The sequence below is a fragment of the Pseudomonas sp. 8_5_2 genome, assembly GCF_059295255.1.
In genome coordinates this window covers 3067801-3084564 of record NZ_CM181238.1, presented here as the reverse complement: position 1 = coordinate 3084564, position 16764 = coordinate 3067801, and the positions used below count along the sequence as shown (strand labels likewise).

Below are 16764 nucleotides of genomic sequence, written 5' to 3'. Positions count from 1 at the left end.
AGCAGTGATGGACAGGATCAAGCCGGTTGTAGGCAACACGATTCACCAGGTTACCCCGGGCACTCCCCAGGTTGTCTCAGCCCCCCCCGGCACGGCCCTGGCCGAGGTGCCTGGCCAGTTCGACTACGTGAACACCAAGGTGGTGTCGCTGCGCGCAGACCACCTGGAGCGCAACCGCATCGTCGCCTATAACAAGAACTCCAACATGAACGGGCCGATCGACCTGCTGCGCACGCAGGTGCTCAGGATCATGGAGGAGAACGGTTGGCGTACCTTGGGCATCACCTCGCCAACCCCTGAGGCGGGCAAGACGGTGCTGGCAATCAACCTGGCCATGAGCATCGCCCACTACACCACCAGGACCGCATTGCTGGTGGACTTCGACCTGCGTCGGCCCAAGGTTGGCAGCACGCTGGGCCTGCCGATGGAGCAGGCACTGAACGAGTTTCTGAGCGACAAGGCTGACTTGCAGGATTGCCTGGTCAACCCGACCCTGCCGCGTTTTGTGGTGCTGCCGACGCGGGTGCCGGTGCCGTTGTCGACCGAGATGCTGTCCTCGCCGAAAGTGCACAACCTGATCGGCGACTTGCGCAACCGTTACGAGTCGCGCATCTGCATTTTCGATTTGCCACCGTTGCTCAGCTCGGACGATGCGATCACCGTGATACCCAAGTTCGATTGTGTATTGCTGGTGGTCGCCAACGGCATGAACAACAAGAAGGAAATCGAGGACTGCCTGCATCACCTGGCCACGGTGAACCTGGTCGGTACGGTGTTGAACAAGGCCGACGAGCAGCCGCGCACCTATTACTGAGGCTTCCTCCATCGCCGGCAAGCCAGCTCCCACCCAGACCGCATCGAATTCAAGCCATGCGCCGTACTTGTGGGAGCCTGGCTTGCCGGCGATGGGCCGCATAGCGGCCCCAATTGCTTACTGACTGGCATTGCGCAAAGCGCCCCCAAAATGTCAGCCCTGGCACTTGCTCCACGGATACTGCAATTCCCACTCCCAGGCATGGCGCACAATTTCCTCCAGTGATGCAAACTCCGGCCGCCAACCCAGCACATCGATTGCCTTGCTCGCATCTGCCACCAACCGCGGCGGGTCGCCGGCGCGACGCGGCGCGTCGAGGGTATTGATCTGCCGGCCAGTCACCGACCGGGCGGTATCGATCACCTGCTGCACCGAGAACCCCAGGCCATTGCCCAGGTTGAACGCGGCCCGTTCACCGCCCGCCAGCAGGTAATCCACCGCCAGCGCATGCGCCGCGGCAAGGTCAGCCACATGCACGTAGTCGCGTATGCAGGTGCCATCTGCGGTGTCGTAGTCGCGGCCGAACACCGTCACCGCCTCGCGGCGGCCTGATGCGGCCTGCAGTATAAGCGGGATCAGGTGGGTCTCCGGATCGTGACGCTCCCCGAGCTGGCCTTCCGGGTCGGCACCCGCTGCATTGAAGTAGCGCAGGCAAACCGACTTCAGGCCATAGGCCCGGTCGAAGTCCTCGAGGATCTGCTCGACCATCCATTTGCTCAGCCCGTAAGGGTTGATCGGCCCCTTGGCGTGCGCTTCGTCGATGGGGACATACTGCGGGTTGCCGTAAACGGCGGCACTCGAAGAAAACACCAGATGCCTGATGCCGGCATTGACCATGGCCTGCAACAGAGAGAGGGTGGCCGCCACGTTGTTCTGGTAGTACTTGCCTGGCGCGCTCACCGACTCGCCCACCTGGATGAACGAGGCAAAGTGAAACACGGCGTCGAAGCGGCAGACGCCAAACAGCACATCCAGTGCGGGTTCGTCGGCAATGTCGAGTTTGGCCCACTGGATGCCCGGGCCGGGTGATACCAGGTCCGCCACCACCACCTCATGGCCGCTGCCCAGCAGGTGCTTGACCATGTGCGAGCCAATGTAGCCCGCGCCACCCACTACCAGAAACTTCATCCGCACCTCCTGTGTTCTGCTGTGTTGTACAGACGCAGTGAACCGTCCCTGAAACGTGCAGGTGGGATGATCAGCTACCGGTGACCTGAGCGTAGATGGCCATATGCTCTATTTCAAGAACAGCCAGTTGGACATGTAGTTGCCATCGAAAGTGACGGTGTAATGCCCATCCTTGTAGGCTGCCGGCAGGGCCTTCAGTTGCGCCTGTGCATCGCGGGCGAACAGTTTCAGGCCTGCAGGCGCCTTGATTGTCAGGCTGCCTTGCAGCGGTTCTACGTTGAACGGTGTCTTGTCATCGGCCTTGGGCATGGCACGGGTGCCGAGTGACAGCAGCAACTCGCGCGACTGGCCCAGGGGTTTGCCGTCCAGGCTTTGCAGCACCACGCTGGCGTAGGGTGTCTGCGTTTGCACCTCAAGCGCGCCCAGGCTGATCGAGCGGCCACCCAGCCAGCCGCTGGCGGCCTGGGTCAGCGGTGTGTCGATGGTGTAGATGCCTTGTTGCCAGTTGCGCTTCAGTTCGCCGGTGTCGGTCACCGACTCGCTGGCATCGGCGGCCAGCAGCGATTGCTGCGGGTCGTGCAGCACCTGCGCGTCAGCGGGGAGGGCGGCGGGCTTCAGCCAGGGCAGTTGTGGGGTCTGCGGCAAGGCAATCTGCAGCCGGCCTTTCTCCATGGCGGTGCGCAACAGTGGCGAATTGCGCGGGGTGATTTCCTGGTCGTACAGGGTGGCAGGCGTGGGCGCGAACACGTAGTGGGTGGTTGCCGGCTTCACGTCGCCGCGCCGATAAAGCAGGGCGGCAGCGGGCAGGGTGGCGAGCATGGCCGGATCGTTGTACGCGTGCCAGTTGTCTGCGGTGCGCCAACCTGGGTTGAAGCCTTGCTGGCTGTAGGCGTACTGCATCATCGCGTCCCAGCCCTGGTGGCTGGCAGTGCCGGCCACGTACAGCGGCAGTGAGTGGCGATCAGGCAGCGGGAATGGCTCGGCGTTCCACTCGGTCACGGTCAGTGGCTTGCCGACCACCTGGGCGGCAGCGATCCAGTCGATCATGCCGTCGCTGGTCAGCGGGTTTTTCTCCAGCTGGCCAATGGCACCGTAGCTGTGGGCGTCGATCACATCGCCCACCGTCAGGGCAGGCAGTGCGCTCAGCCCATTGCCGCCCCAGGTGCTGGTGGTGGCGATCGGCACCTTGACCCCAAGGCCGCGCAAGTGCGCGATCATGTCGGTGTTGAAGCGCTGCTCCAGTTCATTGAGGAACAGCTTCGACGGGCCATGCTCCCAGGCCCGCCAGGTCTGGTCGACGGGCAGGTCGTACTGCCTGGCGAAGGCTTCGGCCGCTTTCATGTAGCGTTTGCTGTGCTGCGGTACATCCTTGTTCGGCATCAGGGCGTTGCCGTAGTGTTGGGTGATGTCGTTCTCGTTGGTGATCAGCACGGCGGCGATGGCCGGGTCGTCCTTGTAAGCCAGGCCGGTGTATTCATTCACATGGGTCAGGTACTGCTCGGCGAACCGTTTCATCGCGTTCTGGATACTGTCGTTCACGTAGGCGTAACCCTTCAGGTCGACGCGACCTTCCTTCTCGGGCAGCTCATTGAAGTCTTCAATATTGTCGTCGGCGGTAAACGCACGCTGCACGTGCATGTCCAGCCAGATGTAGATGCCCTCATCCTTGAGTGCCTTGATCCACAGGTCGAGCTTGCGGAGCGACTCGGCGCTGAGCTGCTGGGTATCACGCACCAGCGTACCGTCGCCAAACACGTTGGGGCTGACCCACGGCGAATCGTGGTGGTGCAGGCGCACCAGGTTGAAGCCCAGTGCCGACAGGCGCCTGGCCTGTTGGCGGATTTCTTCGTCGGGGCTTTTGAACAGCGCGTAGGCGGACATGTTGGTGCCCCAGAAGCGCACTGATGTGTTGTCGTCGAACATCAGCTGTTCACCGACCGCCTTGACGAAGCCGCGTTTGCCGGCGGGCTTTTCTGCCGCATTGAGGAACGACAGATCCACCGGCGAGGTGCGCCAGTCCAGCTGGTCATCGGGCCAGCTGGCGGGGTCGGCCAGACCAAAGCGTTCGGTGGGGGTCGGCCCCAGGTCGATGTCGCCGGTCACGTTCAGCACCGCTTTGATCTGCTTGCGCCCGGCGTTGATCGGGTTGTCGTACAAAAAAGCGCGCAACTCGGAAGGGTTGCCGCGTTCGAAATACACCTTGGCCAGTGGCGGGTCGAAGCGCATTTCGATGCGTCGGCCCTGGTCAACCTGGCCCCATGACCAGCCACGATTACCCGGCAGCAGCTGCGGGGCGCCCATGCCTGCGGCGATCTGCGCCGGGTCGAACTGGAACACCGTGCCGCCGCCAATCACCCCGCTCTGACGGCTGTGGGCGTCGAGGTCGAAGGCCCAGCTCAGGGTTTGCGGCTGCTCCTTGCGGATGTCGGCTGCCAGGTCGAAGTCCAGCTCCTTGTTCTTGCCCTGCAGTGTGTAGTGGTAGGGGCCATTGACCTTGAATGTCGTGTAGAAGCCGGTCCAGCTCCAGTTGGCGGCCCAGAAGTCGAACTTGGCCTGCATCACCGGCCCACCACCACGGGTCACCGTGGGCAGGCCATTCTGCTCATCGACACTGACCTGCCAGGCCGACGCCCAGCCTTCCAAAGGCAACAGGGCCAGGCCGGCCAACGCCGACAAGCGCAGCAGGTGACGTAGATCAAGCACGGTCATGGAGATTACCTGGGTTGAGGCCGGGGTCGGCCAGTTCGATGGCCTGGCTGCTGTGCAGCCTGCGCACCATCTGGATATAGGCCACGCCCAGCCCGGCGATCGACCAGTACACGACCGGGATGAAGGTGATGCTGCTGACGGTGAAGATGATCATCAGAATGCCGATGAGCGTTGCCAACAGCACCCGGCCAAGCTGTCGTCGCTCATCGTCCTTGTCGGCAAAGCTGAGCATGGCCTTGCGGATGCCGAACAGCACCACGGCGAAAAACGCCACGAACAGGCTTAGCCCGACCAGCCCGACGCGCAGTGCCAGGTTGATGTAGGTGTTGACGATGTCGATGATGCCTTCGCCCTGGATCATCGATTGCATTTCCGGGGTGTTACGGAAATCGAACGAGCCGAACAACGGGTTGCGCTGGATGACGATCCAGGAGTTGTCCATCAAGCGCTCGCGGTAGGTGATGTTCTCTTTTTCGATGTTGCCGATGTAGGGCAGCAGGTCCAGCACCTTTTCACCGCCTGGCACCACGGTCAGCAGGGGCAGGGCCAGCATGCCGGCTGCACCCAGCAGCGCCAGGCGCCTGACCGCCCCTTTGCCAAGGGCGATGAACACCACCACGATCACCACCGCGCCGATCCAGGGGCCGCGCGACAGCGGCGCGAACAGGCCGGCGGCCAGCAGCAGGGCGCCCATGGCGCGATGCAGCGGCCGTTGCACATAGCCCTGCACGAACAGGAACAAGCCAATCGCCACGCTCATCACATAGCCCAGCGCAATGGCTTGCCCGGTGGTGGCACTGGCGCGCAGCGAGCCGCCCCGGCTCAGGTAACCGGACATGCTCCATGGCACGCCCATGGCGTCGACCAGGGCGCTGTACAGCAACCAGTGACGCACGTACTCGGCCACGGCGATCAGGGCCAGCACGAAGGACGCCAGGACGAACGCCAGCAGGGTGTCCTTGAAGTCGCTGACCTGGCGCAGGCCCCGGCTGGCGACGTAATACGGCAGGAACACGTCGACGTACAGGTACAGCGCCTGGCGCAAGGTGTCGGTCAGGGTAGTCTCGCGCAGGTACAGCACGCTCATCAGCACCAGCCCGGCGGCCAGCAATCTGTCGGGCCAGGTACGACCGAAGCGCAGGGTGTCGCCTTGCTGGCGCAAGGCCAGTGCCGCCGGCAGCAGCACGCACAGGGTCAGCAGGCGAATGTGGTTGAGGTCGACCAGGTAATTGACCACGCCAAACCCGGGCACTTGCACCGATGCCGGCGGAATCAGGAACAGCAACATGTAGAACAGCGCCATGGGGTTATGTTCACGGCGCCCGGCGATGAACAGGATCACGCCGCCGGCGGCCAGGTACAGCCAGAAGCTGTGCGACACGAAGGCCAGCACAGTCAGCAGGAACCACAGGTTGCGCCGGCGCTTGTAGTCGCCCAGCGGGATCAGGTCGGTGGCAGGGCGGCGCGACAGCACGAACACCACGCTTGCCAGAAACAGAATGACGATCAACGCACGAAAATGTTCAGGCATCGGCTATGTACACCTTTCCCTCGGTGGGCAACGGCTAGCATCGTGGCTAATTGAAACTATAGTGACTTTTAGCCAATCAGTCAGAGATTGAAGTCATGCCGTCGATTGATGTGACAGCTGCCGCGAGCCTGCGCGACCGGGCTCTGCGAGCCGGGTCCTGGAACCTGCTCTCGCAGGTCGCGTCGCAGGTGATGCGCCTGGGCGGTAACCTGATCATGGCGCGCTTGCTGCTACCGGAAATGTTCGGGGTAATGGTTATTGCCACCACGGTTTCGGTACTCCTTCACCTGCTGTCGGACGTCGGGCTGCGGCAGAACATCATCCAGAGCCACCGGGGTGATGACCCGGACTTCCTCAATACCGCCTGGACCGTGCAGATCATCCGCGGCTTCCTGTTGTTTGGCCTGACCCTGCTGCTGGCCTTTGGCGCGTGGCTGGCCCAGGTGGCCGAGCTGTGGCCGGCCGACTCCACCTATGCCGCGCCGGTGCTGCCGATGGTGCTGGCAGTGACCGGGCTGTCGGCGCTCATCTGGGGTTTCCAGTCCACCAAGATAGATGTCGCTGTCAGAACTTTCCAACAGAAGCGCGTGGTGCTGGTGGACCTGGCCTCGCAGGTCGCCGGTCTGGTGGTGATGCTGGTAATGGGCTTGCTGACCCACTCGATCTGGGCGCTCGTTATCGCCGGCCTGGTATCGGCCGTGGCCTGGACCGTACTGGGGCATACCGCCCTGGAAGGCCCCGGCAACCACTTGCGCTGGGACCGCACGGCGCTGACCGAGCTGATCGTGTTCGGCCGCTGGATCCTGCTGTCGTCGATGGTGGGTGTGCTGGCCATGTACGGCGACCGGATCCTGTTTGGCGCCAGTATGTCGGCGGCGCAACTGGGCGTGTATTCGATTGCCGTGCTGATTCTGGGCGCGGTGCAGACCGCGCTGATGAAAGTGGTCGGCGCTGTGGCACTGCCCGCGTTCAGCGAAGCGGCGCGGGCCGATGACAAGGCACGCCTGAAGGCGCTGTATCACCGCTTCCGCCTGCTGGTCGACCTGCTGGTGTTGTTCATCTGTGGCGGTTTTTTGACCGCCAGCCCGTTGCTGATCGGCTGGATGTACGACGAGCGCTACCAGGAAGCTGGCCCTATGCTAGCAATTCTTTCACTCTCGTTCCTCACATTGCGCTATACATTGGCACATCAGGTATGGATTGCCTTGGGCCTGACCAAGTACCAGGCCATGGACAACATCATCCGCCTGGTCTCACTGTGGGGGCTGCTACCGCTGCTGCTGGCGCTTGGCGGTGTGGAGTGGGCGATCTGGGGGGTTGCCCTGCATACCGTGCCGACGCTGGTGCTGGTCGTGTATGTGAATTGCAAACTGGATATATTCAGCCTCAAACGTGAGCTGGTGGTGCTGCCTATGCTACCGGTCGGGGCGCTGTGCGGGGCGCTGCTGACAGCCTTCTTCAACTGGCTGTGACGCAGCTTGCAGGGTAAAACTTTCAACGGTACAGGTCACGCGATCATGGGGAAGCTTACGTTTTGTACTGCGCAGTTGGGTCGTCGGGGCTTTCTTCAGAGTTGTGTATTGCTGGGCGTGGGGGGCGCGGTGTTTGGCGCTTCGTCGGCGGTCGTTGGCAAATCCGCTGAAAAGCCCGGTTTTGTTGTGATCAACGGCTGGGTCCTGCCGTCCCGTTACTTCCGGAACGCGCAAGCATGATCAATGACTATCAGCAGCAAAAGACGCTGCGCGACAGCTACGATTTCTGCATTGTCGGTGCCGGGCCTGCCGGCATCACGCTGGGCCTGCGCCTGGCCGCCGCTGGCTGGAGCGTGCTGCTCGCCGAAGGCGGGGGGCGCGAGCACGCGCTGCAGTCGCAAGGCTTGTATGCCTGTGAATCCACGGGCCTGGAACTGTATGCCGAGGAAACCCGCCTGCGTTACCTGGGGGGCACCTCCAACCACTGGGCCGGCCGTTGCCGGCCATTCACCCCCTCCGACTTCACCCTCGCCCCGCCTGGCGAGCTGCCTGGCTGGCCGATCCCCTATTCGGAGATTGAAGGCTACCTGCCAGCGGCCATGGAGATCGTCGACCTGCCCAGCGGGGCGGAATTCCATGCAATGAATACCGGGCTCAACGGCGGCGATTTCGAGCCTGATCGCTTCCTGCTCAGCCCGCCTACGCGTTTCGCGCAGAAATACGCCACGGCCCTTGAACAGACCAAGGGCCTGGACGTGTTCATCAACTGCAACTGTGTCGACCTGGAGTTCGACACGGCTTCCGGCCGCCTGGCTGCGGTGGTGTTGTCCGACTACCAGCACAACCGTCAGCGCCTGGTGGCAAGCAACTTCATCCTGGCCACCGGCGCCATCGAGAATGCCCGGCAGTTGCTGAACAGCCAGTCACTGCTGGCGGCAGGCGTGGTGAGCAAGGAGGGGCTGGTCGGTGGGTGTTTCATGGAACACCTGAACATCGAGCTGGGCACTTTCATCCTCAAGTCAGGGCAGGACCCGGAGCCCCGCCAGTACTACACCACCGATGCCTTCGTCGACGAGTACAAGGCCGGTAAAGGCAATGTCACGGCCGTATTGCTGGCCGACGTGCAAACCTATGGGCGCACGGCCGAGGTCAAGCATTTTCTGGAGAACCTGGCCTGCGACATGGGTATTTCCAGCAAGGTCGAGTTCGTCGCCAAGTTCAGCTGCCCCGGTGACGGCGTGATCAGCACCATGATCGAGCAGTTTCCCAACTTGCAAAGCCGCATTTCGCTGCTGGACGAGAAGGACGCGCTGGGTGTGGCCAAGGTCAATGTCAATTGGGCCCTGAGCGCTGATGACCGGCATACCATCAAATGCATCGGCAGCGAACTGGCCCAGCAGTTTGCCGAAATGGACCTGGGCTTCGTCAAGCTCAACGACTTCGTCTATGACACCTCGATACCACTGAAAATGGCGCCACATGCCCACCACATGGGCACCACGCGCATGGCCGCCTCGCCGCAGTACGGCGTTGTCGATGCCAACTGCAAGGTGTTCGGTACCGAAAACCTGTACGTCGCCGGCAGCAGTATCTTTGCCAAGGGCGGCGCCTCCAACCCGACCATGCCGTTGTTGCAGTTTGCCGTGCGGCTGGCCGACCACCTCGATGCCAAGATGAGAGCGGCCAGCGGCGCCGCAGCGTGAAGCATGTTGTACATGGGTTGAGTGCGCGGCGGTCAGTACCTAGAAGAACGAGACCCGAAGCGCCTCAGGGACAGTCCAGATTGCAATGATTGCGAGGCCAGGCAGTATGAAGGGATGGATACGTAGTGCCGTGACGCGTTATGTCCACGCAACCGGGCGGGGAACCTCGTTCTACAAGAGGTTCTTCAACCCAACAGGCCTGGAGTGGGGCGCCTACCTGGCCCGCTGGGGCGGTTTCCACTCGGTGGGCAGCAACTTCTTTGTCAACCAGGGGTGCAACATCACCGACCCGTCGCTGGTACGCATCGGTAACAGCGTGGGGTTGTCCGACTGCACCTTGATCGGTCATGACGGCGTGGTATTGCTGATCGAACACCGCTTCGGCAAGCACCTGGACTCGGTCGGTTTCATCGACATCAAGGACAACTGCTTCATCGGCCACGGTGCCATCGTCATGCCCCGCGTGACCATCGGGCCGGAATCGATCGTGGCGGCTGGCGCGGTGGTGACCAAGGACGTGCCGCCCGGGACCGTCTATGGCGGCAATCCGGCCACCTTCATCTGCACCACCGAGGCGTTGATCCAGCGGGTGGAGGCACGCTGCGAAGCCTACCCGTGGATCGACATCGTCAAGCAACGCAAGGGTGCTTACGACCCGGAGGTAGAACCGATGCTCAGGGAGCAACGGCGCCAGTATTTCTTCGGGGACAGCAATAATGGCTAAGCCTGTGGATGTGATGGTGGTCAACTTCAACACCGCCGGGTTGTTGCAGCCCATGTTCGATGCGCTGCGCCAGGCCGACAGCGAACGGCTGGCCAGCTACCTGGTGGTGGACAACGCCTCGGCCGACGACTCGGTGCAGCGCCTGGCCGAGGTGTGCCCGCAAGCGCTGTTGCTGAGCAACAAGCAGAACATCGGTTTTGGCCGCGCCAACAACCAGCTGCTGGCGCACTTGCAAGGCAAGTACGCCTTGCTGCTGAACACCGATGCATTCGTCGCCGCCGACTCCCTGCAGAAAACCGTCGACTACATGGATGCCCACCCGGAGTGTGGCGTGCTGGGCGTGCGCCTGGAGGGCCGCGATGGCGACTTGCAGCCCAGCTGCCGCTACTTCCCGACCCCCCTCAACGTGTTTGTCGGGCGAACCGGGCTGGGGCGCTTTTTCCCCGGCTTGAAAATGGTCGACGAAATGAACTGGGACCATGCCTCGGTGCGCGAATGCGACTGGCTGCCTGGCTGTTTCTACCTGGTGCGCCGCGAAGTGCTCGACCAGGTCGGCCTGTTCGACCCGCGCTACTTCCTTTATTACGAGGAGGTCGACCATTGCAAGCGGGTCAAGGAGGCGGGCTGGAAGGTGGTGTTCTACCCGCATACCACGGTGGTGCACATCGGCGGTGAAAGCTCCAAGTCGGTGGCCGAGCTGGAGGCGGCCAGCCGGCAGATTTCGTCATACCAGATCGAAAGCGAGTTGCTGTACTTCCGCAAGCATCATGGCGTGGCGGGCCTGGCCCTGCACATGCTGCTCGTCACCCTGGGGGACCTGGTGCTGGCACTCAAGGCGCTGTTGAAACGACGCGGATGGGGCGCGATCCAGGCCTGCTGGCGGCATTGCCGGGCGACCTGGTCACTGCTGCTCAAGACCCGCTACGCCAGCCAACCGACAAGGTAGGTAGAGCCATGTTCGAGAATATCCGTGCCGATTTGCGCGCCCATGGCGGCGACTGGGGCGCCCAGGGTTTCTGGGTACTGCTGGTATATCGCTTCGGCCGCTGGCGCTACCGCGTTCGCCCGGCACTGCTGCGCAAGCTGTGCTCGTTCATCTACAAGGTGCTGTTCAAGTTCGTGCAGATCATCACCGGTATCGAGCTGCCCTGCGAGGTAGAGATCGGGCGCAACTTTGTCATCGACCATTTTGGCGGCATCGTCGTCAGTGGCTATGCCCGCTTTGGCGATGACTGCCGCATCCGCAACGGCGTGGTGGTGGGTTTGAAAAATGTCGACGAACCGATTGCCCCGGTATTCGGCAACAATGTCGATATCGGTACCGGAGCCAAGGTGCTGGGCAGCATCCGCATCGGCAACAACGTGATCATCGGCGCCAATGCCGTGGTGCTGGTGGATGTGCCGGACAACTCGCTTGCAGTGGGGGTGCCGGCCACCATCAAGGCGCGGCAACCGGCCGCCACGGCAGCGGTGGAGTGACACTCATGGCGACAGGGATCGGGGTGGTGGTTATCGGCCGCAACGAAGGCCAGCGCCTGGCGCGCTGCCTGGGTTCGCTGGCGCAGGGTGCGGACCAGGTCATGTATGTCGACTCGGGCTCCACCGACGGCTCGCTGCCGCTGGCGCGCAGCCTGGGGGTGGAGGTAATGGCGCTGGACATGCGCCGCCCGTTCACCGCTGCGCGCGCACGCAACGAAGGCTTCGTCGCCTTGCGGCAGCTATCGCCTTGGATACAGCTGGTGCAGTTCGTCGATGGCGATTGCGAGGTGGATGCAGGCTGGCTGGCCACGGCGCAGGCGTTTCTGCATGACCACCCCGACGTGGCGGTGGTGTGTGGCCGCCGGCGTGAGCGCTTCCCGCAGCGCTCGGTGTACAACCTGCTGTGCGACCTGGAGTGGGACACCCCCATCGGTGAGGCCAAGGCCTGCGGCGGCGATGCACTGATGCGCGCGGACGCATTTGCCGCGGTCGGCGGTTTTCGCCCCGACCTGATCGCCGGCGAAGAGCCAGAACTGTGCGTGCGCTTGCGGGCCAAAGGCTGGAAGGTCTGGCGCCTGGCCGCCGAAATGACCCTGCACGACGCCGCCATGACCCGTTTCAGCCAGTGGTGGCGGCGCAGCCTGCGCGCTGGACATGCCTATGCCGAGGGGGCTTACCTGCATGGCCGGCCGCCAGAGCGGCACTGGCTGCGCGAGTCACGCCGGGCCTGGTTGTGGGGCCTGGGCATACCGCTGGCCATCGTCCTGGCCTGCCTGCTGCTGGGCAGCTGGGGCCTGCTGTTGCTGTTGATCTACCCGCTGCAGGCAGTACGCCTGGCCCGCCGTGGTGGCAAGTCGGCGCGCGAGAACTGGCTGCAGGCGGTGTTTCTGGTGTTGGGCAAGTTCCCGGAAATGCTCGGCCAGCTGAAATTCTTGCGCCACCGCTTTGCGGCCGGCAAATCGGCGTTGATCGAGTACAAGTGAGAGAAACCCATGATGCTCGGCACCCTCGTGAAAAGCGTGTTCACCTTGCAACCGGGCTACTCGTTGCGGGCGTTGAACAACAAGTACAAGCTGACGCTGCAGATTGCCAGGCAATGGCCTGAGCTTGAGGCGTTCAGCCGGCGCATGACGGTGGCCCTGGGACGGCAAGGTCTGCAGCGGCTGGGCGTGGACTGCATCGGCGTGGTGCAATGGCCCTACATCAGCCAGCGCTGGGAGGCGCCCGAGCGCCTGGAGGTGGTGGCGTCGCACTTTGAAGTGCTGGCCGGGCAGTTTCCGGCACTGTTGCTGCTGGGGCGCGACGAAAGCCTGACGCTGTGCGATCTGGCGGCGCATTCGCCAGGCTGCCGCCTGGTGCTTGACCGGCCGATCTGGTTCAAGCGCGAAGGCGAGCTGGTGCTGAACCTGTTCCAGGGCGACCTGCGCGTGGCCTCCCTGGCATTCACCCTGTGCCGTAGCCAGGGTGAGCTGTGCCTGTTCATCGGTGCCGTGCAGGGCATTCACAAAGGCATCGACAGCGAAACCTCGCTGGCCATCTACCGCGACCTGACCAAGGACTTCGAGGGCCTGCGCCCGCGCAGCCTGCTGCTCGAAGCCTTGAAGTGCCTGGCCAGGACGTTGGGCGTGACGCAGCTGTATGCGGTCAGCGATGCCTGCCGGCATCACCGCCACCCGTATTTTGGCAACGACAAAGGCCAGGACCTGGCGGCCAACTACGACGTGATCTGGCAGGAAAACGCCGCCACAGCGTCGAATCGCGAGGACTTCTTCGCCATCCCGCTGGCACCCGCGCAGCGGGCAGAAGCGGACATTCCGGCGAAGAAACGGGCGATGTATCGCCGCCGCCAGGCGTTGCTCGACGATCTTTTCAACCGCTTGCAGGCAGCATTGCCAAGCAGCGGTAGCAACCTTGGACTACAAGGAAAACAGGGGGATGCATTTGTCGTGAGTGCATCAGCAGTGGATCGACCACCTGTAGTCGACAGCCTGAAGTGAAGGTTGCCTGAGGCGGTAGGTCATCAAGCGGGTTTGGATGTGGATTCGTATGCGCATTGCTTACTTCATCAATCAGTACCCGAAAGTCAGCCACAGTTTCATCCGTCGCGAGATCCTGGCGCTGGAGCGCCAGGGGGTAGAGGTGCAGCGCATCGCCCTGCGCGGGTGGGACGCCGAGGTGCAGGACGCCGAGGACGTGAGCGAACGGGACAAGACCCGCTATGTATTGCAAGGCGGGCTCAAGGGGCTGCTGGCGCCGACGTGGCAGGTGCTGCGGGCACAGCCTGGACGGTTTTTCCGGGCGCTGCGGCTGGCCATGCGCCTGGGCCTGCGAGCCGACCGCAGCTGGCCTTACCACATGGTCTACCTGGCCGAGGCTTGCCAGGTAGTGCAATGGCTGCAGGCAGGGGAGGCGAAACACGTGCACGCCCATTTCGGCACCAACTCCACCGAAGTCGTGATGCTGGCCAACGCGCTGGGCGGGCCGGCGTACAGCTTTACCGTGCACGGGCCGGAAGAGTTCGACAAGCCGCAGTTTCTGCATATGGGCGAGAAGGTGCGGCGTGCGGCTTTTGTGGCGGCGGTGAGCTCTTACGGGCGCAGTCAGCTGTTCCGCTGGGTGGCGCACGAGCACTGGGCCAAGGTCAAGGTGGTGCATTGCGGCCTGGAGCGTGGTTTTCATGAGGTGCCACCGGTTGCCGTGCCCACGGCGCCGCGGCTGGTGTGCGTAGGGCGCCTGTGCGAACAGAAAGGCCAGCTGCTGCTGCTGGAGGCGGCGCGCAGGCTGGCCGCCGAGTCGATCGCTTTCGAGCTGGTACTGGCCGGTGACGGCGAGATGCGCGGGGAGATCGAGGCCTTGATTGCCCGGCATGGCCTGCAGCAACACGTGCGCATCACCGGCTGGATCAGCAGTGCCCAGGTGCGCGAAGAAATCCTCGCCGCCCGCGCGCTGGTGTTGCCCAGTTTCGCCGAGGGCCTGCCGGTGGTGATCATGGAAGCCATGGCCCTGCGCCGGCCAGTGCTGACCACCTATGTAGCGGGCATCCCCGAACTGGTGCGGCCGGGCGAAAACGGCTGGCTGTTCCCGGCCGGAGCCGTGGACGAGCTGACCACCGCCATGGCCGACTGCCTGGCGCAGCCCGCCGAGGCCCTCCAGCGGATGGGCGAGGCGGCCTACCAGCGCGTGTTGCAACGGCACGATATCGACACCGAGGCGGCCAGGCTGGCCGGCTACTTCAAGGCATTCGCATGATAAGTGTATTGGGTTGGTTGCTGGGCCTGCTGACGGTCATCGTCCTGGTGCCGGTGTTGGTGTTGCTGGTGCAGGTGCTGATGGCGTGCCTGCCGGTGCGGGTGCGGCCGCTGGGTAGCGGCGATCGTCCGCGGCTAGCGGTGTTGGTGCCCGCCCATGACGAGGCTTCGATCATTCGTGCCACGCTGGCGAGCGTTGTTCCGCAATTGCGCGAAGGCGACCGCTTGCTGGTGGTGGCCGACAACTGCACTGACGACACCGCGCAGCTGGCCCGCGAAGCCGGCGCCGAAGTGGTGGAGCGCCACGATGCGTTGCTGCGCGGCAAAGGCTACGCCCTGGATTTCGGCGTGCGGCACCTGGCCGAGCAGCCGCCTGAGGTGGTGATCGTGGTCGACGCCGATTGCCTGGTCGCGGCAGGGGCCATCGACTGCCTGGCGCGGCGTTACCGCGAGGCCGGTCGGCCGGTACAGTCGCTGTACCTGATGCGCGCCCCCGCCGGTGCCGGGTTGAAAGTGCAGGTGGCCGAGTTCGCCTGGCGGGTCAAGAACCTGGTACGCCCACGCGGCTGGTCGCGTTTGGGGCTGCCGTGCCAGCTAATGGGCGCAGGCATGGCCTTCGGTTGGGACGACCTGGCCTTGATCAACCTGGCCAATGGTCACCTGGTCGAGGATGTGAAGCTGGGCCTGGACCTCTGTCAGCAGGGCAAGCCGCCACTGTTCTGCCCGGAGGCCCTGGTCACCAGCCAGTTCCCGCTCAGCCAGCAAGGCCTCACCAGCCAGCGCACCCGCTGGGAGCATGGCCATCTGGGCCTGATGCTGGCAGACGCCCCTAAACGCGCGGCGGCCGCCTTCAGGCAGCGCAACGGCAGCCTGGCGGCGATGACCCTGGACTTGCTGGTGCCGCCGCTGGCGTTGCTGGTGCTGACGTTACTGGGGCTCAACCTGCTGACCTGGCTGGCGTACCTGCTGTTTGGCCTGGCCACACCGGCGTGGCTCGCCCTGGGTGCACTGGCATTGCTGGGCTTGGCGGTGGTGCTGGCCTGGGCGCGCTTCTGTCGCGAGCTGATCCCGTTTTCGGTACTGCTGTATGCCCCGTTCTACGCCGCAAGGAAAATTCCCTTGTACCTGAGTTTCCTGATCAGGCGCCAGGTCGAGTGGGTGCGTTCAAAAAGGGATGACGACTGATGGCTCAGTGGCTGTGGCAGGAACGCTGGAAGCGCATTATCTGCCAGCTGGAAGTGGTGGCAGACGGCGCCTCGGCGCAGCACCTGCTGGACCGCCTGGCGACCCCCGAAACGGCCACGGTGCTGGGCTTCGTCAACGCCCATGCGATGAACCTGGTGGTGCGTGATGGCGCCTATTGCCAGGCACTGTCGGCTGCCGATGTGCTGCTGCGCGATGGCTCGGGCATGGCGATGCTATACCGCCGCCTGGGGCTGGAGCCCGGGCTGAACATGAATGGCACCGACTTCATTCCAACGCTGATGGCGGCCTACCGTGGGCGCCGGGTGGCGTTCTGGGGCACCCGACAACCCTTCCTGGACCAGGCCGCACAACGCTGTGAAAGCCTGTTTGGCGTAGTGCCGGTGTCCGTTCACGACGGTTTTGCCAGCGTCGAAACCTACCTGCAGCTGGCCCGCGAGCAACGTCCCGAACTGATCGTGCTGGGGATGGGGATGCCCAAGCAGGAAGCCGTGGCCGCACGGTTGGCGGCCGTCGGCGGCCCGTGCCTGATCGTGTGCGGCGGAGCCATCCTGGACTTTCTCGGTGGCAAGGTCAGCCGCGCTCCTGGTTGGCTGCGGCGCTTGGGTGGCGAGTGGCTGTACCGGCTGGTACGCGAGCCCAGGCGCTTGTTCATGCGTTATGTGGTGGGCAACCCATTGTTCTTGTTGCGCACCCTGCTGTACCGCCGAGCCGTGGATTCGGCCAGGCGCACCGTATAAATCGGCCAAAATG

At 63.6% G+C, this 16764-nt stretch carries 14 protein-coding genes; 11 read left to right on the top strand and 3 right to left on the bottom strand.

Going from position 1 to position 16764, the window contains the following annotated elements; genetic code table 11:
* The first annotated feature begins 7 nt into the window (after positions 1-7).
* Positions 8-814 (top strand): CpsD/CapB family tyrosine-protein kinase, encoded by an 807-nt coding sequence (locus tag AC5O5R_RS14180; protein ID WP_172225058.1) that lies wholly within the window; start codon positions 8-10, stop codon positions 812-814.
* 153 nt (positions 815-967) lie between these two features.
* On the opposite strand, the gene galE is transcribed toward AC5O5R_RS14180, so the two are convergent.
* The 3 genes from galE to AC5O5R_RS14165 all read right to left on the bottom strand — a co-directional run bounded on the left by galE (position 968) and on the right by AC5O5R_RS14165 (position 6182).
* Complete coding sequence (galE, locus tag AC5O5R_RS14175) at positions 968-1942, bottom strand: UDP-glucose 4-epimerase GalE (RefSeq protein WP_172225055.1); 975 nt, start codon at positions 1940-1942, stop codon at positions 968-970.
* 108 nt (positions 1943-2050) lie between these two features.
* On the bottom strand, positions 2051-4651 hold the full coding sequence (locus AC5O5R_RS14170; RefSeq protein ID WP_172225052.1) for a glycoside hydrolase 5 family protein: 2601 nt from the start codon (positions 4649-4651) through the stop codon (positions 2051-2053).
* Positions 4638-6182 (bottom strand): O-antigen ligase family protein, encoded by a 1545-nt coding sequence (locus AC5O5R_RS14165; RefSeq protein ID WP_172225049.1) that lies wholly within the window; start codon positions 6180-6182, stop codon positions 4638-4640. Before AC5O5R_RS14165 ends, AC5O5R_RS14170 begins: the two co-directional genes overlap by 14 nt.
* A gap of 95 nt (positions 6183-6277) precedes the next feature.
* Between AC5O5R_RS14165 and AC5O5R_RS14160 the strand changes: the two genes are divergently transcribed.
* The 10 genes from AC5O5R_RS14160 (at position 6278) to AC5O5R_RS14115 (ending at position 16751) form a co-directional block, all read left to right on the top strand.
* Positions 6278-7654, top strand: coding sequence for an oligosaccharide flippase family protein (locus tag AC5O5R_RS14160; RefSeq protein WP_172225046.1), 1377 nt, complete (start codon positions 6278-6280; stop codon positions 7652-7654).
* 236 nt (positions 7655-7890) lie between these two features.
* Positions 7891-9357, top strand: a complete 1467-nt coding sequence (locus tag AC5O5R_RS14155; protein WP_172232424.1) for an FAD-dependent oxidoreductase — start codon at positions 7891-7893, stop codon at positions 9355-9357.
* A gap of 106 nt (positions 9358-9463) precedes the next feature.
* The gene (locus AC5O5R_RS14150) at positions 9464-10081 is read left to right on the top strand and encodes an acyltransferase (RefSeq protein WP_172232421.1); all 618 of its coding nucleotides are present in this window, start codon (positions 9464-9466) and stop codon (positions 10079-10081) included.
* Complete coding sequence (locus tag AC5O5R_RS14145; RefSeq protein WP_172286228.1) at positions 10071-11027, top strand: glycosyltransferase family 2 protein; 957 nt, start codon at positions 10071-10073, stop codon at positions 11025-11027. The genes AC5O5R_RS14150 and AC5O5R_RS14145 overlap by 11 nt, the downstream gene beginning before the upstream one ends.
* Before the next feature lie 8 nt (positions 11028-11035).
* A complete protein-coding gene (locus tag AC5O5R_RS14140) occupies positions 11036-11560 on the top strand; it encodes a serine O-acetyltransferase (RefSeq protein ID WP_172229159.1) in 525 nt (174 codons plus the stop codon).
* A 5-nt stretch (positions 11561-11565) separates the two neighbouring features.
* Positions 11566-12543: a glycosyltransferase family 2 protein gene (locus AC5O5R_RS14135; protein ID WP_172229161.1), complete on the top strand. Its 978-nt coding sequence runs from the start codon at positions 11566-11568 to the stop codon at positions 12541-12543.
* Positions 12544-12552: 9 nt separating this feature from the next.
* Entirely contained in the window at positions 12553-13557 is a 1005-nt protein-coding gene (locus AC5O5R_RS14130; protein WP_172229163.1) for a VirK/YbjX family protein, read from the top strand.
* A 49-nt stretch (positions 13558-13606) separates the two neighbouring features.
* On the top strand, positions 13607-14809 hold the full coding sequence (locus tag AC5O5R_RS14125; protein WP_172229165.1) for a glycosyltransferase family 4 protein: 1203 nt from the start codon (positions 13607-13609) through the stop codon (positions 14807-14809).
* Entirely contained in the window at positions 14806-15993 is a 1188-nt protein-coding gene (locus AC5O5R_RS14120) for a glycosyltransferase family 2 protein (RefSeq protein ID WP_172229167.1), read from the top strand. Before AC5O5R_RS14125 ends, AC5O5R_RS14120 begins: the two co-directional genes overlap by 4 nt.
* Positions 15993-16751: a WecB/TagA/CpsF family glycosyltransferase gene (locus AC5O5R_RS14115; RefSeq protein WP_172229169.1), complete on the top strand. Its 759-nt coding sequence runs from the start codon at positions 15993-15995 to the stop codon at positions 16749-16751. The genes AC5O5R_RS14120 and AC5O5R_RS14115 overlap by 1 nt, the downstream gene beginning before the upstream one ends.
* The last annotated feature ends 13 nt before the right edge of the window (positions 16752-16764 follow it).

Excerpts from the sequence above, each read along its gene's own strand:
- AC5O5R_RS14115 (WP_172229169.1), top strand. The coding sequence starts at position 15,993 with ATGGCTCAGTGGCTGTGGCAGGAACGCTGGAAGCGCATTATCTGCCAG.
- AC5O5R_RS14140 (WP_172229159.1), top strand. The coding sequence starts at position 11,036 with ATGTTCGAGAATATCCGTGCCGATTTGCGCGCCCATGGCGGCGACTGG.
- AC5O5R_RS14155 (WP_172232424.1), top strand. The coding sequence starts at position 7,891 with ATGATCAATGACTATCAGCAGCAAAAGACGCTGCGCGACAGCTACGAT.
- AC5O5R_RS14165 (WP_172225049.1), bottom strand. The coding sequence starts at position 6,182 with ATGCCTGAACATTTTCGTGCGTTGATCGTCATTCTGTTTCTGGCAAGC.
- AC5O5R_RS14170 (WP_172225052.1), bottom strand. The coding sequence starts at position 4,651 with ATGACCGTGCTTGATCTACGTCACCTGCTGCGCTTGTCGGCGTTGGCC.
- AC5O5R_RS14120 (WP_172229167.1), top strand. The coding sequence starts at position 14,806 with ATGATAAGTGTATTGGGTTGGTTGCTGGGCCTGCTGACGGTCATCGTC.
- AC5O5R_RS14150 (WP_172232421.1), top strand. The coding sequence starts at position 9,464 with ATGAAGGGATGGATACGTAGTGCCGTGACGCGTTATGTCCACGCAACC.
- AC5O5R_RS14180 (WP_172225058.1), top strand. The coding sequence starts at position 8 with ATGGACAGGATCAAGCCGGTTGTAGGCAACACGATTCACCAGGTTACC.
- galE (WP_172225055.1), bottom strand. The coding sequence starts at position 1,942 with ATGAAGTTTCTGGTAGTGGGTGGCGCGGGCTACATTGGCTCGCACATG.
- AC5O5R_RS14135 (WP_172229161.1), top strand. The coding sequence starts at position 11,566 with ATGGCGACAGGGATCGGGGTGGTGGTTATCGGCCGCAACGAAGGCCAG.
- AC5O5R_RS14160 (WP_172225046.1), top strand. The coding sequence starts at position 6,278 with ATGCCGTCGATTGATGTGACAGCTGCCGCGAGCCTGCGCGACCGGGCT.
- AC5O5R_RS14125 (WP_172229165.1), top strand. The coding sequence starts at position 13,607 with ATGCGCATTGCTTACTTCATCAATCAGTACCCGAAAGTCAGCCACAGT.
- AC5O5R_RS14130 (WP_172229163.1), top strand. The coding sequence starts at position 12,553 with ATGATGCTCGGCACCCTCGTGAAAAGCGTGTTCACCTTGCAACCGGGC.